General features: G+C 63.0%; 15 protein-coding genes and 3 pseudogenes. 14 read left to right on the top strand and 4 right to left on the bottom strand.

The genetic code is table 11. From position 1 onward, the window contains the following. Positions 1–9 precede the first annotated feature (9 nt). Positions 10–1038, bottom strand: coding sequence for a LacI family DNA-binding transcriptional regulator (locus tag ACIU1A_RS15150; protein ID WP_404927626.1), 1029 nt, complete (start codon positions 1036–1038; stop codon positions 10–12). A gap of 459 nt (positions 1039–1497) precedes the next feature. On the opposite strand from ACIU1A_RS15150, the gene ACIU1A_RS15145 reads away from it, so the two are divergent. The 9 genes and pseudogenes from ACIU1A_RS15145 (at position 1498) to ACIU1A_RS15105 (ending at position 9938) form a co-directional block, all read left to right on the top strand. Next, positions 1498–2595 (top strand): Gfo/Idh/MocA family protein, encoded by a 1098-nt coding sequence (locus ACIU1A_RS15145; RefSeq protein WP_404927625.1) that lies wholly within the window; start codon positions 1498–1500, stop codon positions 2593–2595. A 42-nt stretch (positions 2596–2637) separates the two neighbouring features. Further along, complete coding sequence (locus ACIU1A_RS15140; protein ID WP_140499891.1) at positions 2638–3552, top strand: sugar phosphate isomerase/epimerase; 915 nt, start codon at positions 2638–2640, stop codon at positions 3550–3552. A 55-nt stretch (positions 3553–3607) separates the two neighbouring features. Beyond that, on the top strand, positions 3608–4552 hold the full coding sequence (locus ACIU1A_RS15135; protein ID WP_404927624.1) for a substrate-binding domain-containing protein: 945 nt from the start codon (positions 3608–3610) through the stop codon (positions 4550–4552). A gap of 44 nt (positions 4553–4596) precedes the next feature. Further along, the gene (locus ACIU1A_RS15130; RefSeq protein ID WP_404927924.1) at positions 4597–5616 is read left to right on the top strand and encodes an ABC transporter permease; all 1020 of its coding nucleotides are present in this window, start codon (positions 4597–4599) and stop codon (positions 5614–5616) included. A 2-nt stretch (positions 5617–5618) separates the two neighbouring features. Then, positions 5619–6395 carry an ATP-binding cassette domain-containing protein gene (locus ACIU1A_RS15125; RefSeq protein ID WP_404927623.1) on the top strand — a complete coding sequence of 259 codons (777 nt, stop codon included), beginning with the start codon at positions 5619–5621 and terminating at the stop codon, positions 6393–6395. Positions 6396–6399: 4 nt separating this feature from the next. Continuing rightward, positions 6400–7580, top strand: a pseudogene (locus tag ACIU1A_RS15120) (aldose 1-epimerase family protein). A gap of 85 nt (positions 7581–7665) precedes the next feature. Then, complete coding sequence (locus ACIU1A_RS15115) at positions 7666–8748, top strand: fatty acid desaturase family protein (protein ID WP_404927923.1); 1083 nt, start codon at positions 7666–7668, stop codon at positions 8746–8748. 28 nt (positions 8749–8776) lie between these two features. Continuing rightward, complete coding sequence (locus ACIU1A_RS15110; RefSeq protein WP_404927622.1) at positions 8777–9088, top strand: MocE family 2Fe-2S type ferredoxin; 312 nt, start codon at positions 8777–8779, stop codon at positions 9086–9088. Positions 9089–9137: 49 nt separating this feature from the next. Beyond that, entirely contained in the window at positions 9138–9938 is an 801-nt protein-coding gene (locus ACIU1A_RS15105; RefSeq protein WP_404927621.1) for a 3-methyl-2-oxobutanoate hydroxymethyltransferase, read from the top strand. On the opposite strand, the gene ACIU1A_RS15100 is transcribed toward ACIU1A_RS15105, so the two are convergent. Together ACIU1A_RS15100 and ACIU1A_RS15095 are read right to left on the bottom strand one after the other, a co-directional pair. Beyond that, positions 9903–10295 (bottom strand): aromatic amino acid lyase, encoded by a 393-nt coding sequence (locus ACIU1A_RS15100; protein WP_404927620.1) that lies wholly within the window; start codon positions 10293–10295, stop codon positions 9903–9905. The genes ACIU1A_RS15105 and ACIU1A_RS15100 overlap by 36 nt on opposite strands. Before the next feature lie 38 nt (positions 10296–10333). Then, positions 10334–10585 (bottom strand): annotated as a pseudogene (locus ACIU1A_RS15095) (ornithine cyclodeaminase family protein); the annotation flags it as partial. A 13-nt stretch (positions 10586–10598) separates the two neighbouring features. On the opposite strand from ACIU1A_RS15095, the pseudogene ACIU1A_RS15090 reads away from it, so the two are divergent. The 4 genes and pseudogenes from ACIU1A_RS15090 to ACIU1A_RS15075 all read left to right on the top strand — a co-directional run. Next, positions 10599–12030, top strand: a pseudogene (locus ACIU1A_RS15090) (DHA2 family efflux MFS transporter permease subunit); the annotation flags it as partial. Between the two features lie 274 nt (positions 12031–12304). Beyond that, positions 12305–13291, top strand: a complete 987-nt coding sequence (locus tag ACIU1A_RS15085; RefSeq protein ID WP_404927619.1) for an ABC transporter permease — start codon at positions 12305–12307, stop codon at positions 13289–13291. Between the two features lie 121 nt (positions 13292–13412). Continuing rightward, a complete protein-coding gene (locus ACIU1A_RS15080) occupies positions 13413–14438 on the top strand; it encodes a sugar ABC transporter substrate-binding protein (RefSeq protein WP_140499876.1) in 1026 nt (341 codons plus the stop codon). 259 nt (positions 14439–14697) lie between these two features. Then, positions 14698–16821 carry an ABC transporter permease gene (locus ACIU1A_RS15075; RefSeq protein ID WP_404927618.1) on the top strand — a complete coding sequence of 708 codons (2124 nt, stop codon included), beginning with the start codon at positions 14698–14700 and terminating at the stop codon, positions 16819–16821. Positions 16822–16996: 175 nt separating this feature from the next. On the opposite strand, the gene ACIU1A_RS15070 is transcribed toward ACIU1A_RS15075, so the two are convergent. After that, positions 16997–17161, bottom strand: a complete 165-nt coding sequence (locus ACIU1A_RS15070; protein WP_404927617.1) for a hypothetical protein — start codon at positions 17159–17161, stop codon at positions 16997–16999. Positions 17162–17865: 704 nt separating this feature from the next. On the opposite strand from ACIU1A_RS15070, the gene ACIU1A_RS15065 reads away from it, so the two are divergent. Then, the gene (locus ACIU1A_RS15065) at positions 17866–19362 is read left to right on the top strand and encodes a sugar ABC transporter ATP-binding protein (RefSeq protein WP_140499871.1); all 1497 of its coding nucleotides are present in this window, start codon (positions 17866–17868) and stop codon (positions 19360–19362) included. Positions 19363–19473: the final 111 nt, after the last annotated feature.

The following is a 19473-nucleotide window of genomic DNA, read 5'->3' as shown; positions in this document are numbered from 1 at the left end:
CAGAGAGTGTCAGATCTCCGGGATGTTCTCCTTGAAGATCACCTGGAGCCTCGGCTGGTGCAATTCGTAAGGCAGTCTCCGGACCGCGTGGGTCAAGGTGTTGAGCGCTTCGCGCGCTTCGACGCGCGGGTTCTGGTCGATGACCGCGTCGAGCGTGCCGTCGAGCAGAAGCTCCTTGGTGCCTTCGGTTACCTCATGGCCGAGGAAAACCATCGATATCGCACGGCCGCGCTCCTTGAGCGCGCGGGCAATGCCGGTGTTGCCCGCGCCGACATTGTAGATCGCGGCCAGGTCGGGGTGCCGCTCCAGAAGGGCTGATGCCTCCGAATAGGCCTTTTCGCGGTCGTCAAGCATCTCGCGCATTTCGACGATCTCCAGATTGGGCGATTCCTCGGCCAATATGTGCCGGAATCCCATCTCGCGTTCCTCATGGCCGCGATAGGAGAGCGAGCCGGCGAACAGCGCCACCTTGCCAGGACGTTCCGACCCCATGAAACGGTTGAGCAAATAGCCCGCCAGCCGTCCGGCGGCGCGGTTGTCGATGCCGATATACGCGACCCTTGGCACATGCAGGATGTCGGAGGCGATGGTCACCACCTTGACGTCGTTGGCCGACAGCGAGCGGATCGCCTCGCGCACCGTCGGATGGTCGAGCGCGATGACGCCGACGCCCTGAGTCTGGCCGCGCAGATCCTGCAAAAGGCGTGCGAGCCGGTCGGGATTGAAGCCCTCTATGGTGGCGATGTGGACATCGAGATTCGGCCGCACCAAGGCTTGGGCTTCGATGTGGCGATGCAGCATCTTGATGAAGGAATTGGTGCCGGCCGGCAGCGCGAAGTCGAGCCGGATGACATCGCCGGACAAGGGCTTGAGAGGCGCCCCGTTCGCGCCTTCGGCGATGTAGCCAAGACGCCGCGCCATTTCGAGCACGATTTCGCGCGTGCGCGCCCGCACACCCGGACGGTTGTTGAGAACACGGTCGACGGTGGCGGCGGAAACGCCGGCTTCCCGGGCGATGTCAGTCAGGGTGGAACGCACCGTCTTTCATCTCCTCAATGCATTAGGATCACGCAATGCCGACCGCCGGCCGGGTGGCGACTGCTCTTCGCCATCCGCGATTCTGATGGGAAATGATGTATCCGGCCTTGGCCGATGCGCAAGCCGCCGGGCTAAATCAGATCGCCCGGCAGGATCGCATCGCCGTGGGAAGATAGATTTCCCATCAAATGGAGGCATCAGGAGCGGTGTATGGATTCCGGTATGACGCATTCCTTCGCCTTTCTGCTAGATTGTGAGGTGTTTTGATTATTCATGATGTTGACAGCCTCCCGTGACTGCCGTCAATATCCCTCATGGGCTCGTGGAGGAAACATTGGCCCCGAGGGAGGGAATTCCAATGCCTGATCCGATCCGCATGCCGCGGCTCCGGTTGCCAGCATCTGGAGGCGCGTTGGCAAGATGACGACGGCCGCGAAGACAGAATTCTGGGAGGAAGACATGGCAGGCAAAGGCTTCGAGCCGGACGTGAAGGTTCGCACCAGCGAATTCAAGATCGGCTGCGTCGGCGCCGGCATGATCATGGCTGAATGCCATCTCGCGGCCTATAAGGAAGCAGGCTTTCCTGTCGTGGCGATCGCTTCGCGTACAAGGGCGAATGCGCAGAAGGTCGCCACGCGCTGGGGCATTCCGACCGTCCACGACACGCCGGAACGACTGATCGAGGATCCGCAAGTCGAGATCATCGACCTGGCTTTCCCGCCGGACCAGCAGCCGGCGCTGATCCGCCACGCGCTGGAGCAGAAGCACATCAAGGCGATCCTGGCGCAGAAGCCGCTGGCGCTGTCGGTCGAGGAGGCGGTGAAACTGCGCGACGAGGCGGCGAAGGCGGGCAAGATCCTCTCGGTCAACCAGAACATGCGCTACGACCAGTCGATGCGCGTGCTGAAGCAGATCATCGACAGCGGCGCGCTCGGCGACGTCGTCTTCGCGCAGATCGACATGCATGCGATCCCGCACTGGCAAGGCTTCCTCGAGGAGTACGACCGGCTGACGCTTGCCAATATGAGCGTGCATCATCTCGACGTGCTGCGTTTCCTGTTCGGCGATCCCGATGAGATCACCACGCTGACGCGCAAGGATCCGCGCACGACTTTCGAACACACCGACGGCATCACCGTCTCGACGCTGCGCTTCCCGTCCGGCGTGCTTGCCGTGTCGCTCGAGGATGTCTGGTCCGGCCCACGCCAGGAAGGCTACAAGGACGACCAGCACATCAACTGGCGCGTCGACGGCACCAAGGGCGTCGCCAAGGGCACGATCGGCTGGCCGACCGGTGCGGCCTCCACGCTCACCTATGCCTCGGCCGAGACGACGGATGGCGAGTGGGTCAGCCCAAGCTGGGACACGATGTGGTTCCCGCATGCTTTCATCGGCGTGATGGAACAACTCCAGCACGCCGTGAAGACAGGCACGCCACCGGCGCTTTCCGTCGCCGACAACGTCAAGACCATGGCGCTGGTAGAGGCGGGCTATCGCTCGATCGCTTCGGGCCGCACGGTCAAGCTTTCCGAAATCTCGACAAACCCGATCAATTGAAATCACTGGTAACTGAATCGCTTACAGGGAGGAATTCACACCATGATGCAGGCAGGTATTTTCACGGGCTATTTCCCGTACGGCCTCGAAGAGACGGCGAAGAAGATCCGCGGGCTCGGTTTCAACACGGTGCAGCTCGACCTGCATTTCAGGGATATCGACCTGTCGGCCGGGCAGATCACCAAGGACAAGGCCAAGACCGTGCGCGATGTCTTCCGCGACCACAACCTGCCGGTCTGCTGCGTGTCGGGCTACACCAACATCATCCATCCCGACAAGGCAGAGCGCGACAAGCGCGTCGGCTACCTCAAGGAGATCATCCGCAACGCCCGCCATTTCGGCTCGCCCTACGTGATCTCGGAAACCGGCACCTACAACACCGAATCCGACTGGGTGCACCACCCCAAGAACAAGACCGAGGAGGGGTTCGAGGAATGCCGCAAGGTGATATCAGATCTTGCCCAGACGGCCTATGACCATGGCGCGGTCTTCCTGCTCGAAACCTATGTCAACAACGTCGTCGGCTCGGTCGAGGAGACGGTCAAGATGTTCGCGCAGGTCGACCACCCGGGCCTTGGCCTGCTGATGGACCCGACCAACTATTTCGAGACGCACAACATCGACCGGATGGACCAGATCCTGAACCAGGTGTTCGACACGTTGACGGACAAGATCAGGATAGCGCATGCCAAGGACGTCAAGCGCTCGGGCAGCGACAAGTCGGAAAAGCACGCCGACATCGGCGATGAGGATGCCATGGAAAGCCACACCTTCCGCGGCGTCGGCGAGATCGAACTGCCGGCGCCCGGCCTCGGCTCGCTCAACTACGACCTTTATCTTCAGCGGCTTGCCGAGAAGCACCCGAACATTCCGGTCATCATCGAGCACCTGTCGGAAGACGACGTGCCGCGCGCCAAGACATTCCTAGACGGTAAGTTCCGCGCCAACGGCCTGTGACGGCCGGCCGAGCCGCCTGTGCATGGCGGCGCGGCTCCAAACAAGGAGGAAAGCAATGTTGAAATCTGCATTGAAATTGGCGGCCGCCGCGACTGTGCTCGCCGGCATCGCGTTCGGGTCGGCCGCGCAGGCACAGGACGGCCAGAAGACATTCTATCTGCTGTCGCATGGCGGTCCGTCGGACGCTTTCTGGATCGACTGGAACGCCGGCGCTACCAAGGCCTGCGACCAGCTCAAGGTGACCTGCAAGATCTCCTTCAGCGGCGGCGACATGGCGGCGCAGAAGGAAGCCTTCAATTCGGCGCTTGCCGCCAAGCCCGACGGCATTGCCACCACGTCGGCGCAGCCCGGCCTGTGGACCGAGGAGGTCAAGGCGGCGAAGGCCGCCGGCATCCCGATCGTGTTCTTCAACACCGACGACCCGGCGACGGGGCGGCAGGCCTATGTCGGCGCCGACCTGAAGGAGGCAGGGGCGATCTGGGCAAAGTATCTTGTCGACCACAAGATGGTGAAGCAGGGGGATAAGGTCTTCCTGCCGGTCGAAGTCCCCGGCGCCAGCTATCAGCAGCTCGAGACCGAAGGCATCGCCAGCGTCTTTGACCCGCTCGGCATCAAGTATGACGTGGTTGATTGCGGCACCGATCCGGCCGGCATCATCGCCAAGATGACCGACTATATGGTTGCCAACAATCCGCCGGCGATCATCGCGCTCGGCGATTCCGTGGCGGCCAGCGTCAAGCGGGTCTTCGACGGCGCCGGCGTGTCGGCCGGCAAGATCCCGGTCGTCGGCTGGGGCAATTCGAAGGAGACGGCGCAAGCCGTCCAGGACGGTTTCGTCAACGCTGCGGCCTGGCAGTACCCATCGGCGCAGGGCTTCATGCCGGTAGCACTGCTCGGGCTTGCCGCCTCGGGCGAGCCGATCGGCTACGACATCCACACTTTCGGTCTCTACGACGCGTCGAGCGTCGAGCCGATCCTCAAACTCTACGACAAGAAGTGAAAATTGACGCCCGCCGCGCCGGCGGCGGGCGCCTTGCAAGCAGCATGGTTCAGAACGTCATGGCAGTCACCGCGGAAGAGGGCGCAGCAGGCGCCAGGAGCAGGTCGAGGCTGATGCGCTCGCCGCAATTTTCCTCGTTCATCATCCTCGTCGTCCTTCTCGTGGTATTCGCGATCGCGGACGGCAATTTCCTGTCGCCGCTCAACATCTCCAACATGATGGCGTTCCTGCCCGAGCTCGGCATCATCGCGCTCGGCATGACGCTGCTTTTGACGGCCGGCGAGTTCGACCTGTCGGTCGGTGCCGTATTCGGCCTGGCGCCGGTGGTCGTGATGCTTCTGGTGCAGAACGGCGGGGTGGATATCGGCGTCGCCCTTCTGGCTGGACTTTTGCTGTGCATCGCGATCGGGGCGATCAACGGGGTGATCGTCACCAAGATCGGCATCTCGTCGTTCCTGGTGACCCTGTCCATGCTGCTGATCGTGCGCGGCGCGGCCCTCTACATCACGCAGGGTTTCCCGCTGAAGTCGTGGGACCAGCCTGGCTTCTTCGTGACGCTGCTTGCCGGCAGCTTCAATATCGGCTCGTTCCGCTTCTACACCTCGCTGTGGTGGTTCGTCGGCCTGTCGTTGCTGGCAATCTACGTGCTGCGCTATGCCAAGCTCGGCAACTGGATCAGCGCCATCGGTTCCAACCGCAACGCGGCAGTGGCCCGCGGCGTGCCGGCGGACGCCGTCAAGATCTGGCTGTTCATCGCCACCTCGGTGCTGGCCGGGCTTGCCGGCATGATCAGCGCCTTTCGTATTTCGGCCGCATCCCCGGTGGCCGGCACAGGCTATGAGCTCGAAGTGATCGCCATGGTGGTGGTTGGCGGCACGGCGCTGACCGGCGGACGCGGCACCATCCTGGGCACCATCGTCGGCGCGCTGATGCTGCGCGCCATCCGCAACGGCATCGTGCTCGTCGGCGTGCCCGGCCTCGCCTACAACATCTTCGTCGGCGTGATCATCCTCGCCATGCTCATCCTGCATGCTTTGCTGCAGAAAAACGCGGCAAGGAGCTGACTATGATGCAAGAAGTGCTTCGGCTGCAGAACCTGCAAAAATCCTTCGGCAGCGTGCGCGCGCTGAAGAATGCCTCGCTGACGCTGAGAGAAGGCGAGATAGTGGCCCTGCTCGGCGACAATGGCGCCGGCAAATCGACGCTGATCAAGGCGATCTCCGGCGTCTTCCCGGTCGATCGCGGTGACATCTATGTGCGTGGGCAGAAGGTTTCGATCCGCTCGACGCGCGACGCGATGGATCTCGGCATCGAGACCATCCACCAGGATACGTCGCTGGCGCCGGATCTCAGTATCGCGCGCAACCTCTTCCTCGGCCGCGAACCGGTCAATTTCAAACGGTTGGGCGTGTTTGCGCCGCTCGATCTCGCCAAGCTGCGCGATGCTGCCTCCTCCCTGCTGAAGCGCGTCGGCATCTCGAAGAAACTCGACGCCGACGCGCTGGTCTCAACGCTGTCGGGCGGCGAGCGCCAGTCGATCGCCATTTCGCGGGCCATGCAGTTCGCCGCCAAGGTGATTATCCTCGACGAGCCGACCAACAATCTCGGCGTCGAGGAAACCCATGGCGTGCTGCGCTTCGTCAAGGAGATGCGTCAGGCCGGCCATTCGGTGCTGCTCATCACCCACAACATCCATCACGTGTTCGAGGTTGCCGACCGCATCATCGTCATGCGCCGCGGCGAGATCGTTGCCGAGCAGACGGTCGCCGATACCGATCTGCTGACCGTGGAAAGCATCATCACCGGCGCCGACCTGTCGGCTCTGATGAAGAGGGCGCAGTGACGGCATGGTAGAGCTTTACGGCAAGACGCTCTCGCGCCGGCAGGTCTCGGAACGCTCCGGCATGCTGTCGCAGTTCGCCGGCGTGCGGCTGATGACGCTCGGCGACGGGGTGGAGCGCGGTATCCGCATGCTGGAGTTCCGCACCGGCTCCGGCCTGCGCTTCACCGCACTCGTCGACCGCGCGCTCGACATCGCCGATTGCGACTTCAAGGGCCAGGCGATCGGCTGGCACTCGCCGGGCGGTTTTCGCAACCCCGGTCTTCACGACTATGAGGGGGAAGGGGGCTGGCCTGGGCACGCTCCTTTTCCGGTTTGCTGGTCACCTGCGGCCTCGACCATATACTGGGTCGGGAAGAGGTGCCGGCCGAGAACTACAACTATCCCGGCAAGAAGACCGTGATCCATTCGCTGCATGGCCGTGTCGGCACCATCCCGGCACGGCTGACCGGCTACGGTGAGGCGTGGGACGGCGACCGCTGCGTGCTGTGGGCGGAAGGCATCGTGCAGCAATCGGCGGTGTTCGGCGAGGATCTGCATCTGATCCGGCGGATCGAGGCGGATGTCGGCGGCAACGAGATCCGGCTGTCCGACCGCGTCGTGAACCATGGCTTCAATCGCACGCCGCATATGTATTTTTACCATGTGAATGTCAGTCATCCCCTGCTTGACGAGGGCTCGCGCTACCTCGCGCCAATCCGCGACGTGGTGTGGGCCGGCCATGCCGGCGAGCGCTATGAGGCGCAGAAGGTCGGCTACCGCACCGTGCCGGAACCGCGAATGGGGTTCAGCGAACAGGTCTGGCAGCATGAAATGGACGCCGATGGAAAGGGCGAGGTACCAGTGGCGGTGGTCAACGACCGGCTCGGCCTCGGCTTCGAAATGGTGACGCGGAAAGACCAGCTGCCTTGCGCCTATCAATGGCAGAATTTCCAGGCCGGACACTATGCGCTGGGCATCGAGCCATCGACGCATCATGTGCTCGGCGATCTCGCCGCGCGCGAACGCGGCGAGATGATCTGGCTGGAGCATGACGAAGGCCGCGCCTACGATGCCGTGTTCCGGGTCCTGGACGGCAGGGAAGCTATCGCCGGCGCCGAAGCCAGGATTGCGGCAATCGCCCGCCAGCCCGAACAGGATTATCCTCGGCCCTCCGGCAATTTCCGGAGACTGGCGGGCCCGGCATGAGCGCGACATGTATTCAAAGCAAGCCCTCCGGCCGGCGGGCCGGATTGCGAGCGGTGCGAGAAGTTTGGAGGCCCGTGTGAAGACGATGGCAAAAAAGCGGGATTACAGCCTGGTCGGTGAAAGCACCAGGGCCGCGATCGAGACCGGCCTGGCCTCCGCCGAATGGTACCACACCCATGTCCCCCGCAAGGTGATGAAGGAGCTGATGCAGCGTTCCGACGGGCCGGCGATCCGCGACACCATCATCTGGATTGTTGCGATCCTGGCCTCGGCCGCCGGCATCATATGGTTCTGGGGCTCATGGTGGGTGGTGCCGTTCCTATTCATCTACGGCGTGCTCTACGGCTCGTCTAGCGACTCGCGCTGGCACGAATGCGGCCATGGCACGGCCTTCCGCACGCGCTGGATGAACGATGTCGTGTACCACATCGCCTCCTTCATGCTGATGCGCAATCCAGTGCAGTGGCGCTGGAGCCATGCCCGCCACCACACCGACACCATCATCGTCGGCCGCGATGCCGAGATCGCCGTCATGCGGCCGCCGGACCTGTTGAAGGCAGCGCTGGCCTTCACCGGCATCCTCGATTTCCGCTATTCGCTGCCGACGCTCGTGCGCCAGGCTTTCGGCAAGCTGTCCGACGAGGAAAAGAGCTATGTTCCGGAAATGGAATGGGCAAAGGCCGTGACGGCCGCGCGGTGGCATGTTGCCGTGTACATTGCGACGATCGCTGTCGCGGTCGTCCTCAGGTCATGGATACCGGTGGTGCTGATTGGTTTGCCGCGCCTCTACGGCACCTGGCACATGGTGACCACCGGCCTGCTGCAGCATATCGGGCTGGCCGACAATGTCGTCGACCACCGGCTCAACACGCGCACCGTCTACATGAACCCGATCAGCCGGTTCATCTACTGGAACATGAACTATCATGTGGAGCACCACATGTTCCCGATGGTGCCCTATCATGCGCTGCCCAGGCTGCATGAGCTGATCAAGCACGACCTGCCCGTGCCGAACCCGTCGATGTGGCATGCCTATCGCGAGGTCTGGCCGGTCCTGCTCAGGCAGCTGAAATACGAGGACTACTACCTCAAGCGCAAGCTGCCGCCGACGGCCAGGCCCTATCGCGGCGAATTCCATGAGTTCGACATGTCGGCGGCGGCTGAATAAGGGGCGCGAATGGTTGCGGGAGACAGAGATGGCCGATTGGATTGAAGCGTGTGCGGTGGACGATGTCGAGGAAGAGGATGTCATCCGCTTCGACCACGGTGGCCGAACCTTCGCGATCTATCGCTCCCCGGACAATGAATTCTTCGCCACCGACGGTTTCTGCACGCATGAGAAGGCACATCTCGCCGACGGGCTGGTGATGGACGACATCATCGAATGTCCCAAGCACAATGGCCGCTTCAACTATAAGACCGGCCAGGCCAAGGGCGCGCCGGTCTGCGTCAATCTTGCGACCTATCCGGTGAAGGTCGAAGCTGGCAAGGTGATGATCGAGATCTGAAGCGCGGCACACCGATCCGGCACCGCGGCAAGCAAAAGAGGAACGTTTAATGAGCCGAAAGAGACCGACCGTCGCCGACCTGCGCGCCATGAAAGGCAAGCGTCGGCTGACCATGCTGCGCGTGCTGACCCTGGACGAGGCGGAAGCTGCCGAGCGGGCAGGGGTCGATATCGTCTCCGTGCCGCCGGAACTCGTGCTCAACCCGCAATACCGCGATGCGGCACCGAGCCTGTTCACCATGCCGGGAGACAATTTCTACGAAATCGGCACATCGGATGATTTCCTGCGTTGGGCTTTCCGGGTCTACAAGGCCGGCGCCGACGCGGTCTATTGCAGCGCGGGCTACGCCACCATCAAGCGGATGGCGGACGATGCCATCCCCGTCATCGGCCATGTCGGCCTCATTCCATCCCGCGCGACGTGGACCGGCGGCTTCAAGGCGGTAGGCAAGACCGCCGGCGCCGCCATGCAGGTGTTCGAAGCGGTGAAACAGCTCGAGGCCGCCGGCGCCATCGGCGCCGAAATCGAAGTGGTGCCGGTCGAGGTCGCTAAGGCGATCTCCGAGCGTACCTCGCTGATCATGCTGTCGATGGGCGCGGGCACCGGTTGCGACGCGCAATATCTGTTCGCCGAAGATATCCTCGGGCAGAACCGGGGTCACATGCCACGACACTCCAAGGTCTATCGCAACTTCGCCGCTGAATATGATCGGTTGCAGGCGGAGCGGGTGGCCGCATTCTCCGAATATGTCGCCGACGTCAACAGCGGCGTCTATCCCGAGGACAGGCATGTGGTGCACATGGACCCGGCCGAGCTACGCCTGTTCCTGGACAAGGTCGGTCGGGGCTAAGGTCGGCTGCCATCTGTCGCTGGCGAGCGCAGCATGAAGCGTTTCGGCTTCGATGCCGAGCGGCCGATCCTCCTTCAGCGCCGGCACCAGCGCGCGTATCGCCGTATGGATAGCGGCTGTGCGCGGCGCCAGCGTCAGCCCGTCGCGCAGGTCGACGGCCTGGGCGGCCGCCATCAGTTCGAAAGCGATCAACCGGCGCCACAGTGCGATCATGGCGGCGCATTTCGAAATGGCCAGCGGCGTCTGCGTGGCATGGTCCTCGACGCCCTCGGAGACGGGCAGGAAATCGAGCATCACCGGATTGGCCTCGTGGCGGATGGCGGCCAGGATCGATGTTACCGTCTTCTGCAGCGGCACGAAGCCGGCCGACGCGCCGCCGACCGACAGGTATTTCGGACCGCGCTCATCGTGCCGTAGGGCAGGACCAGCGCGCCACGCTTGATCCACTCGGTCTTCAGCAGCGGCTGCGGTTCCGGCAGCCGCGAGGCCTCGACGACGATGTCGGCGCCCTCGACGCAACTTTGCCAATCGGCCACCGCCTTGACCGGCTTGCCGAGATCGGTGGAGAGCCTGGCGGCAAAGCCGTCGCGGCTTTCCGGCCGGCGCGAATGGACACGGATCTGGACGCCGTCGGTCAAATGCTGTTCAAAGCGGTCCGTCATGACTGCCATTCCCGAGATTGAAGCTTCAGCCGACCCAGCCAGGAATTCACGGCGTGTGGCGCTGATCGTCGCCATCGCCTTCTTCATGCAGCTCTTGGATTCGACGATCATCTCGACGTCGCTGCCGCAGATGGGTGCCTCCTTCGGCGTGCCGGCGGTGGCGATGAGCATCGGCATCACCATCTATATGCTGACCATGGCGGTGTTCGTGCCCCTGTCGGGCTGGCTCGCCGACCGGTTCGGCGCGCGCAACATCTTCCTGGTGGCGATCGCACTGTTCACGCTGGCTTCGCTCGCCTGCGGCTTCTCCGAGAATCTCACCGAGTTCGTCGCGGCGCGCGCCGCGCAAGGGCTGGGCAGCGCATTGATGACGCCGGTCGGCCGCATCCTGGTGCTGCGCAACGCGTCAAAATCGGAACTGCTCAACGCAGCCGCGCTCATCACCTGGCCGGCGCTGTTCGCGCCTGTCGTTGGTCCGGTGCTTGGCGGTTTCATCACCACCTATCTCTCCTGGCACTGGAATTTCTTCATCAACATCCCGCTTGGGCTGATCGGGCTGGCGCTGGTCGCCCGCTTCATCCCCGGTGACCGTGAAGCCGATCCCAAGCCACTCGACTGGCCGGGTTTCTTCCTGACATCGGCGGGACTTGCTTGCCTTCTCTGCGGCCTCGAGCGTATCGCGCATCCCGACGACGGCGTGCTGCCGACGGTGCTGCTGGTCGCGGCAGGGATCGTCATCGGCTGGTTGGCGGTGCGGCATCTCCGGCGCGCGCCCCATCCGCTGCTCGACCTGTCCTCGTTCAAGGTGCTGACCTTCGCCATCTCGACGCTTGCGGCCGGCACCATATTCCGCGTCGCGATCAACGCCACGCCGTTCCTGCTGCCGCTTTTGTTCCAGGTCGGCTTTGGCATGAGCCCGGTCGATGCCGGCATGATGATCCTGGCCTATTTCCTCGGCAATCTCGGGATGAAGACGGTGACGACGCCGATGCTGCGCCACTTCGGCTTTCGTTCGGTGATGGTCGTCAACGGCGTCATTGCGTCCGCATCGATCATGGCCTGCGCGGCGATCTCGCCGCAGACGCCGCAGGCGCTCGTGGTGGGGCTGATGCTGATCGCCGGCCTGTCGCGTTCCATGCAGTTCACGGCGCTGAACACGCTGGCCTTCGCCGATGTCGCCGCGGCGCAGCGCAGCTCGGCGGCGACGCTGTCCTCGATGCTGCAGCAGGTGGCAATGCTGTTCGGTGTGGCGATAGCTGCGGCGATCCTCAACCTGTCGCAGATCACCAGGGCCCAGCCGGCGCTGGACCTCGTCGATTTTCGAGTCACCTTCCTGGTGATCGGCGTCATCGGGCTGGTGGCGTCGTTCCGTTTCCTGGTGTTTGCCGAGGACCGCCGGCGCCGAGGTTTCCGGCCACATGGCCGGGAACCGAAAATTGAATTTTCCCATCCACCGCAGGGTTAAATTCCATCTTCGCCTTGCGCCTTGGTGTCGTGCTTGCGCAAGACGCAGGGATGGCGCAAACAATTACTAAAAGTGCTGAAGTTTCCAGGCATTGCGCCAGCACAGCAATCAATGCGTCCACATCGCGAGTCTCGTCGGCAGTCCGTGTTTTGAACGCGGATTCATTTGACGAACCGACGTTGAGCCGATTAGCTTTCTTCCCAGGGGCGGCAGCGCTGCCGCCGGGGTGAAGACAGACAATGAACGCGATCGGTCGGCCGAGTTTCAAGAGCCTGAACCAGGAAGGTATTGTCTTTGCCATAGCGGTGATGCTGTTCATTGCCGCGGCCATAGGCCTGCCGGGCTTCATCGCTCCGAACAATCTCGTTGCCATCGTTCGTTCGGTCTCGGTACTGGGCATATTGGCATTGGGCATGGCGGTCGTCATCATTGGCCGTGGCATCGACCTCTCGGCGGTGGCGATCATGGCGATGTCGGTCGCCTGGTATCTGCAGTTGATGAATTCAGGAACGCCTGACGGGCTCGCCTTCGCCTATGTGCTGGCCGGCGTGCTCGCCATCGGCCTGCTCAACGGCTTTCTCGTCGCTTACGCCGACGTGCCGGCGATCTTCGTGACGCTTGCCACCGGCTCCTTCGTCTTCGGCTATGTGCGCTCGCAACTGATCACGCAGGATGCGGTTCCGGTGCCGCAGGGCCATTGGGTGGAACTGCTTGGCGGCCTGCGCTTCCTCGACATTCCCATCGAGGTGTTCGTCTTCGCTGCACTGGCTTTCCTGTTCTTCCTGTTCCTGCGCTACACCAAATGGGGCCGCTACGTCTATTTCGCCGGCGATAATCCGGTCGCCGCGCGCAACATCGGTATTCCAGTGCGGCCGATGCTGGTGCTGCGCTATGTGCTTTCCGCCTTCGTGGCGCTGATCGCCGGCCTGCTGACAGCGGCCAGCCTGCATTCGATCAACACCCGCGTCGTCAACTCGACGCTGCTCTACGACATCGTGCTGGTGGCGGTGATCGGCGGCATCGGGCTTTCGGGCGGACGAGGCGGGGTGCGAAACGTGCTGGTCGGAGCGGCGCTGATCGGCATCCTGCTCAATGCGATGACCATCATCGACATTCCGCTGCTCTACCAAAACCTGATCAAGGCGGCGATCCTGCTCGGTGCCATCATCGTCGACGGCATCATCAATCCGCGTGACGAACAGACGGCGCAGCAGGGCGATATCTAGAGCATGATCCCGAAAAGTGGGAACCGGCTTTCGGAAAAGATCATGCTCAAACAGGAAGACTAAACCAAAGCGGACGGTTGGGGCCGGCCGTAAATAACAACGACCAACCAGAGGATGTGACATGAAACTGATCAAAACATTGATGGCCGCCGCGACGGCGCTTGCGGTCACCGCGTTCGTGGCGCCGAGCTTCGCTGCCGACGATCCGGGCCCCGCTGCCTATGCGCAGGCACTCAAGGGCAAACGCGTCATGCTGGTGCCGCTGGCGATGGGCTTCGACCTGGCGCAGGGCTGGGCGCACTATCTGAAGACCGAAGTCGAGGCCTGGGGCGGCACGTTCGAGACGCGCGATCCGAACTGGGTCGTCGATGCCGGCGCGCAGGCGATCACCGATGCCATCTCCTCCGACACCAGGCCTGACGTGCTGATCATCCACGCGCCCGACCTCAATTCCTACTCCAAGCTGATGAAGAAGGCGCAGGCAGCCGGCACCTACGTGATCCTGGTCGACAATCCCGCCAATTTCCCGGCCGATGCCTTTGTCGGCAGCGATTGGGACCGGCTCGGCCAACTCGAGGCGGAAGCCGCGATCAAGGGCTGCGGCGAGAACTCGTCCAAAAAGATCGGCCTTGTGCAGGGCGATCAAGCGAACTCCTCCAGCCTTTATCAGTACGCCGGCATCATGAAGGTACTGGAAAAGCATCCCGAGTTTCAGGTCGTGGCCAAGCCCGACTCCAACTGGGATGCGACCACCTCGCGCAATGTCACGACGACGATGCTGCAGCAGAACCCCGACATCTGCTCGATCATCGACTTCTGGGATGGTGATGCTACTGGCGCGTCGGCCGCGATCCGTGATGCCAAGCTCGAAGGCAAGGTTTTCCTGGTCACCACCGGAGGCGGCGAAAAGGCGGCCGACTGCGACAAGCTGCAGGACGGCACTTATGGCGCGGTTGTCATGACCGACCTTGCCCGGCAGTCGGGGGACATGAACGCCATCATAAAGTTCCTGCTGCAGAGCGGCCAGCCGGCCGGCACGTCGCACACCTACATCTACACGCTGGAGAAGGCGACGACCAAGGCCGACCTCAAGCCCGACAGCTGCTGGGACCTGAAGGCGCTGCAAGCGGAAGCTGCGGCGAAGTAGGTCGCGAGTTTACGCCTGATATCAACATGGCGGCCGGGTTGTACGTGGACAATCTCTAACCTCGGCGCTGCCCCTCACCTTACCCTCTCTTCGTGAAAACGGGGAGAGGGGGTGTAGACGCTGGAGTTTATCCCTTCTCCCCGTTCTTCACGGGGAGAAGGTGCCGGCAGGCGGATGAGGGGCAGCGGCGAAGTTGAGAATTGCTCCGGAGCGATTACCCGGCCACCTTTTTCTCTTCTCTCGCAATAGCAGTGACCTGATGTCCTTTCGCGAACGCCTCCAGGCCTGGCGCTACAATCTCGTGCCCGACCATCTGGTCGGCGAGATACTGACCAAGCGCTGGACCGACAATGCCATTCCCTTCCTGGCACTGGTGGCAACACTCGGCGTGTTCGGTTCGATCATTCCGGGCTTCTTCAAACTGACCTCGCTGCAGGAATCGACCCGCCAGCTCGGTGAATTCTCGATGGTCGTCACCGGCATGACGGTGGTGATGCTTGGCGGCGGCATCGACCTGTCGGTCGGCTCGATCTTTGCGCTGTCCTGCTTTTCGGCCGTCTATGTCTTCTTCATCCTCGAACAGTCGATCTGGCTGGCGCTGGCCGCTTCGCTTGCCGCCGGCCTCGTCTTCGGCGCCGTCAACGGCTATCTCGTCGGATACCTCAGGCTGCGCGCCTTCCTCACCACGCTGGTGACCTTCATTTTCGGGCGGGCGCTGTTCGACATCCTGGTCACCACCTATGCCGCCGATGTGCAGCTGTCCCAAGCCACCTCCGATGTGCTCGACTTCATCGGCGACGGCACCTTCTGGGGCCTGTCGGTCTCGGTGTGGTTGGCCATTATCCTCGCCATCGTCACTCATATCGCGCTGACGCGCTCGCGGCCCGGCTGGCATGTGCTGGCGGTTGGCGGCTCCCGGCGCTCTGCCCACAATGCCGGCATCCGTGTGCGCCGCACCGTGTTCATGACTTATGTCTTCTCAGGCTTCTGCGCCTCGATCGGCGGCTTCCTCATAGCTTGCCGGCTGAGCGGAGCAGGGCCGGGCACCGGCCTCAACCTCGAGATCATGGCGCTGACCGCGGCGGTGGTCGGCGGTGTCAGCCTCGGAGGCGGGCGCGGCTCGGTGATCAAGGGGCTGATGGGCGCCATCATCGTTTTGACCATGACCAACGGCCTGATCAGGCTGGGCTACGGCACCGGCACCAACCAGATGGTGCTGGGCATCATGCTGGCAGTGGCGGTGACGATCGACATCCGCTGGCTGAAGAACCGCCACAAGGTGCTGAACGAGGTCTATGTCGCGCCGGTCTATCTCAGGATGGGCGAGACGCAGTCGGCGGCGCCCGGCTCCGGCACATCCTACGAACTCGACGACAGGCTGTCGGGCGCCGACCATATCGGGCTCGGCGAACTGGAAGGACCGGAAGATGTCATTCTCGACCGTGACGACCACCTCTATTGCGGCACGCGCCATGGCGAGATCGTCCGCTTCTTCGCGCCGGGCTATGTGAAGTCGGAAGTGTTCGCTCATATCGGCGGCTTTCCGCTCGGCCTTGCCTTCGACAAATCAGGCAATCTGATCAGTTGTGTCGGCGCCATGGGGCTCTATTCCGTCTCGCCCGATCGTGAGGTCAAACGCCTGTCGGCCGAAACGTCGCGCTCCTGGACATCGGTCGTCGACGACGCACGGCTGCGCGATCCCAACGACTGCGACATAGCACCGGACGGCCGCATCTATTTCACCGACTCGACCAAGCGCTACGACGCGCATGACTGGGCGCTGGATTCGATCGAGAACCGCGCCACCGGCCGCCTGCTGGTCTATGATCCGAAGGACGGATCGACCAGGACGCTGCTCGACGGCTACCGCTACACCAACGGCGTGTGCATGGCGCATGATGGCAAGTCGCTGTTCTTCGCCGAGAGCTGGGCCTGCCGTGTGCATCGCTACTGGCTGGAAGGGCCGAAGGCCGGCACCGCCGAATGCGTCATCCGGGACATGCCGGGCTACCCCGACAACATCAACCGCGCTTCCGACGGCAATTACTGGATGGCGTGGCTCGGCATGCGCACCCCGAGCTTCGACCTGTCGCTGCGCCATCCCGACATGCGCAAGCGCATGACACGCCGGCTGCCGCAGGACGAATGGCTGTTCCCCAACATCAACACCGGGGGCGTGGTGAAATTCACGGAGGAGGGCGACATCGTCGAAGCGATGGGCGACCTCTCGGGCGGCGCGCATCCGATGGTCACCTCGATGCGCGAGCACAAGGGATATCTCTTCGTCGGCGGCATCCTCAACAACCGCATCGGCCGCTACAAGATTGCTGGCGCCGACCCGAATTGGACCAGCCCGGCTTCCTATTGGGGAGCAAAGCGATGATCCTCGATCCCATCCTGGATTTATTTCGCGGCAAGGCGGTGACGATCCCGCCGCTGGATGGCGCTTTCCGACCCAACACGCAGCTTGACGATGCGCCGGCTTTTGCCGAACTGACCGAGCCGGACAATCTGCTGATCTCTGGCGACAAGCTGCTCGCTTCCAGCGGCAACGCCGTCTATTCGATTGCCGCCGGTACCGCGCCCAAGTTGGTCGAGACCTTTGCGTCCACCGTTACCGCGCTGGCGTTCTCGCCATCGGGTGAGCTGACGGTCGGATTGGAAAGCGGCAAGCTCCTGGTCGGCGGTAGGGATGTTTCGCTACCGGCTGGTGTCAGCTGCATCACCGCGCTCGCCTATGCCGATGATGGTGCGCTGTGGCTGGCCAATGGTTCGGCCGAATTCGCACCATCACAATGGGCGGCCGACCTGATGAAGAAAGGCGCGTCCGGATCGCTTTGGAAGCAGAATGCGGCAGGCGGGACCTTCCGCAAGGTGGCCGGCGCCATCGCCTTTCCCTATGGGCTCCATCCCATCGGCAGGGATGTGCTGGTGAGCGAGAGCTGGCGCCATCAGCTCATCCGCTTCGAGGCGGCAAGCGGCAGCCGCTCGACGGTGTTGACCCATCTGCCCGGCTATCCCGCGCGGCTGTCGCCGGCAGCCGATGGCGGCGCCTGGCTGACCCTGTTTGCGCCGCGCAACCGGCTGATCGAATTCGTGCTGCAGGAGACGCATTACCGTCAGGACATGATCGAGCAGGTGCCGCCGGCCTATTGGATCGCACCGGCTCTGGCCTCAAGCCGCAGCTTCCTCGAACCGCTGCAATGCGGCGGCATCCGCACGATGGGCATCCACAAGCCCTGGTCGCCGGGCCGCTCCTACGGTCTGGTGGTCAGGCTCGACCAGAAGATGCAGCCTCGGTTCAGCCTGCACAGCCGCGCCAACGGCATACGTCACGGCATTTGCAGCGTGGTTGAAAAAGATGGCGAACTGTTCGTCGCCTCGAAGGGCGGCGACTGCGTGTTGGCTGTCGATGCCGGGGGTTTTGATGGAACCAATCGTGCGCCTGGAGAATGTCACCAAAAATTATCGCGGCGTGCCCGCGGTCAAGAATGTCAGCTTCGAATTGCGCAAGGGCGAGATCCACGCGCTGCTCGGCGAAAACGGCGCCGGCAAGTCGACGCTGACCAAGATCATCGCCGGAGTGGTCGACGCCAGTTCGGGCAAGATGTTCCACAAGGGACGCGAGATCGCTTACGCCTCGCCGCATGCGGCGCTCGAGGCGGGCATCGCAATGGTGTTCCAGGAGACCAGCCTGGTGCCGTCGATGACGGTGGCGCAGAATCTTTATCTCGGCACCGAGAAATTCCTCAACCGGCTGCGCGGCACCTACATTTCCGCGCAGCAGTTCCTGCAGTCGCTGAATTTTCCGGTCGACCCGAACGCCATGGTGGCGACGCTTGGCGCGGCCAAGCGCCAGATGGTCGAGATCGCGCGCGCCGTGCACCACAATGCCGAGATCATCATCTTCGACGAGCCGACCGCGACGTTGACGCCGGAGGAAAAGCGGCACTTCTTCGCGCTGATCCGGCGGCTCAAGGCGCGCGGCGTCTCCATCGTCTTCATCAGCCATGCGCTGGAAGAGGCGCTGCTGATTGCCGACCGTATCACCATCCTGCGCGACGGCGAGTTGGCCATCACCGACGACACGTCGGCCTTCGATCGCGACCGGATCGTTGCCGCCATGGTCGGGCGCACGCTGTCCGGGCAGATCTATCGCCAGCGAGACGAGGCCAGGCTGCGCAAGGCGGGCAAGAAAGTTCTGTCGGTGCAGGACATCTCAATGAGCAATGTCGTGCGCAACAATTCGTTCTCGATCTTCGAAGGCCAGATCACCGGCGTCTTCGGGCTGATCGGCTCCGGCCGTACCGAGACGTTCAAAATCGTGTCCGGCATCTACAAACGCGATTTCCTGCGCGGCGGGGCGATCGAGCTGGACGACAGGCCGGTGCGCTATCTCGTGCCGAGCGAAGCGGTAGCCGACGGCATCGTCTACGTCACGGAGGATCGCAAGAGCGAAGGCATTTTCGAGACGATGGGCATTGCCGAGAACCTGTTCGGCGGGCTGCTGGCAGCCGGCCGCGAAACGGCCTGGGTGATCAACCAGCAGGAAATGCGCGCGCTTTCCGCCGAATGGACCAAGACGCTGAATATCAAGGCGATCAACGACAATGCGCGCGTGGTCGAGCTTTCCGGCGGCAACCAGCAGAAGGTGGTTATCGGCAAGGGGTTGGTGCAGAAGCCGCGCGTCGTCATCTTCGACGAGCCGACGCGCGGCGTCGATGTCGGCGCCATCGCCGAGATCCACCAGATCATCAACCGGCTGGCAGACGAGGGTCTGGCCGTCGTGGTCATCTCGTCCTACCTGCCGGAGATCATGAACCTGTCCGACCGGATCCTGGTCTGCCGCCAGGGCCGCATCGTCGAAGAGTTTTCGCCGGCGGAGGCGACGGAGGAGAAGATTATGTATGCGGCGGTGCATTAGAGGGTGTGTCGGTATTCAGGTGAGGCCGGCCTGCAAACGCCGGCTTCCTGCGCTCCCGGTGCTCACGTACTTCAAGTACGCTCCGCTCCGGTTCTCGGAACCCGTCGTTTT

It is taken from the genome of Mesorhizobium maamorense, from assembly GCF_044998965.1.
GTDB lineage: Bacteria > Pseudomonadota > Alphaproteobacteria > Rhizobiales > Rhizobiaceae > Mesorhizobium.
The sequence above is the reverse complement of the archived record's forward strand: the minus strand, read 5'-3'. Positions and strand labels throughout refer to the sequence as shown.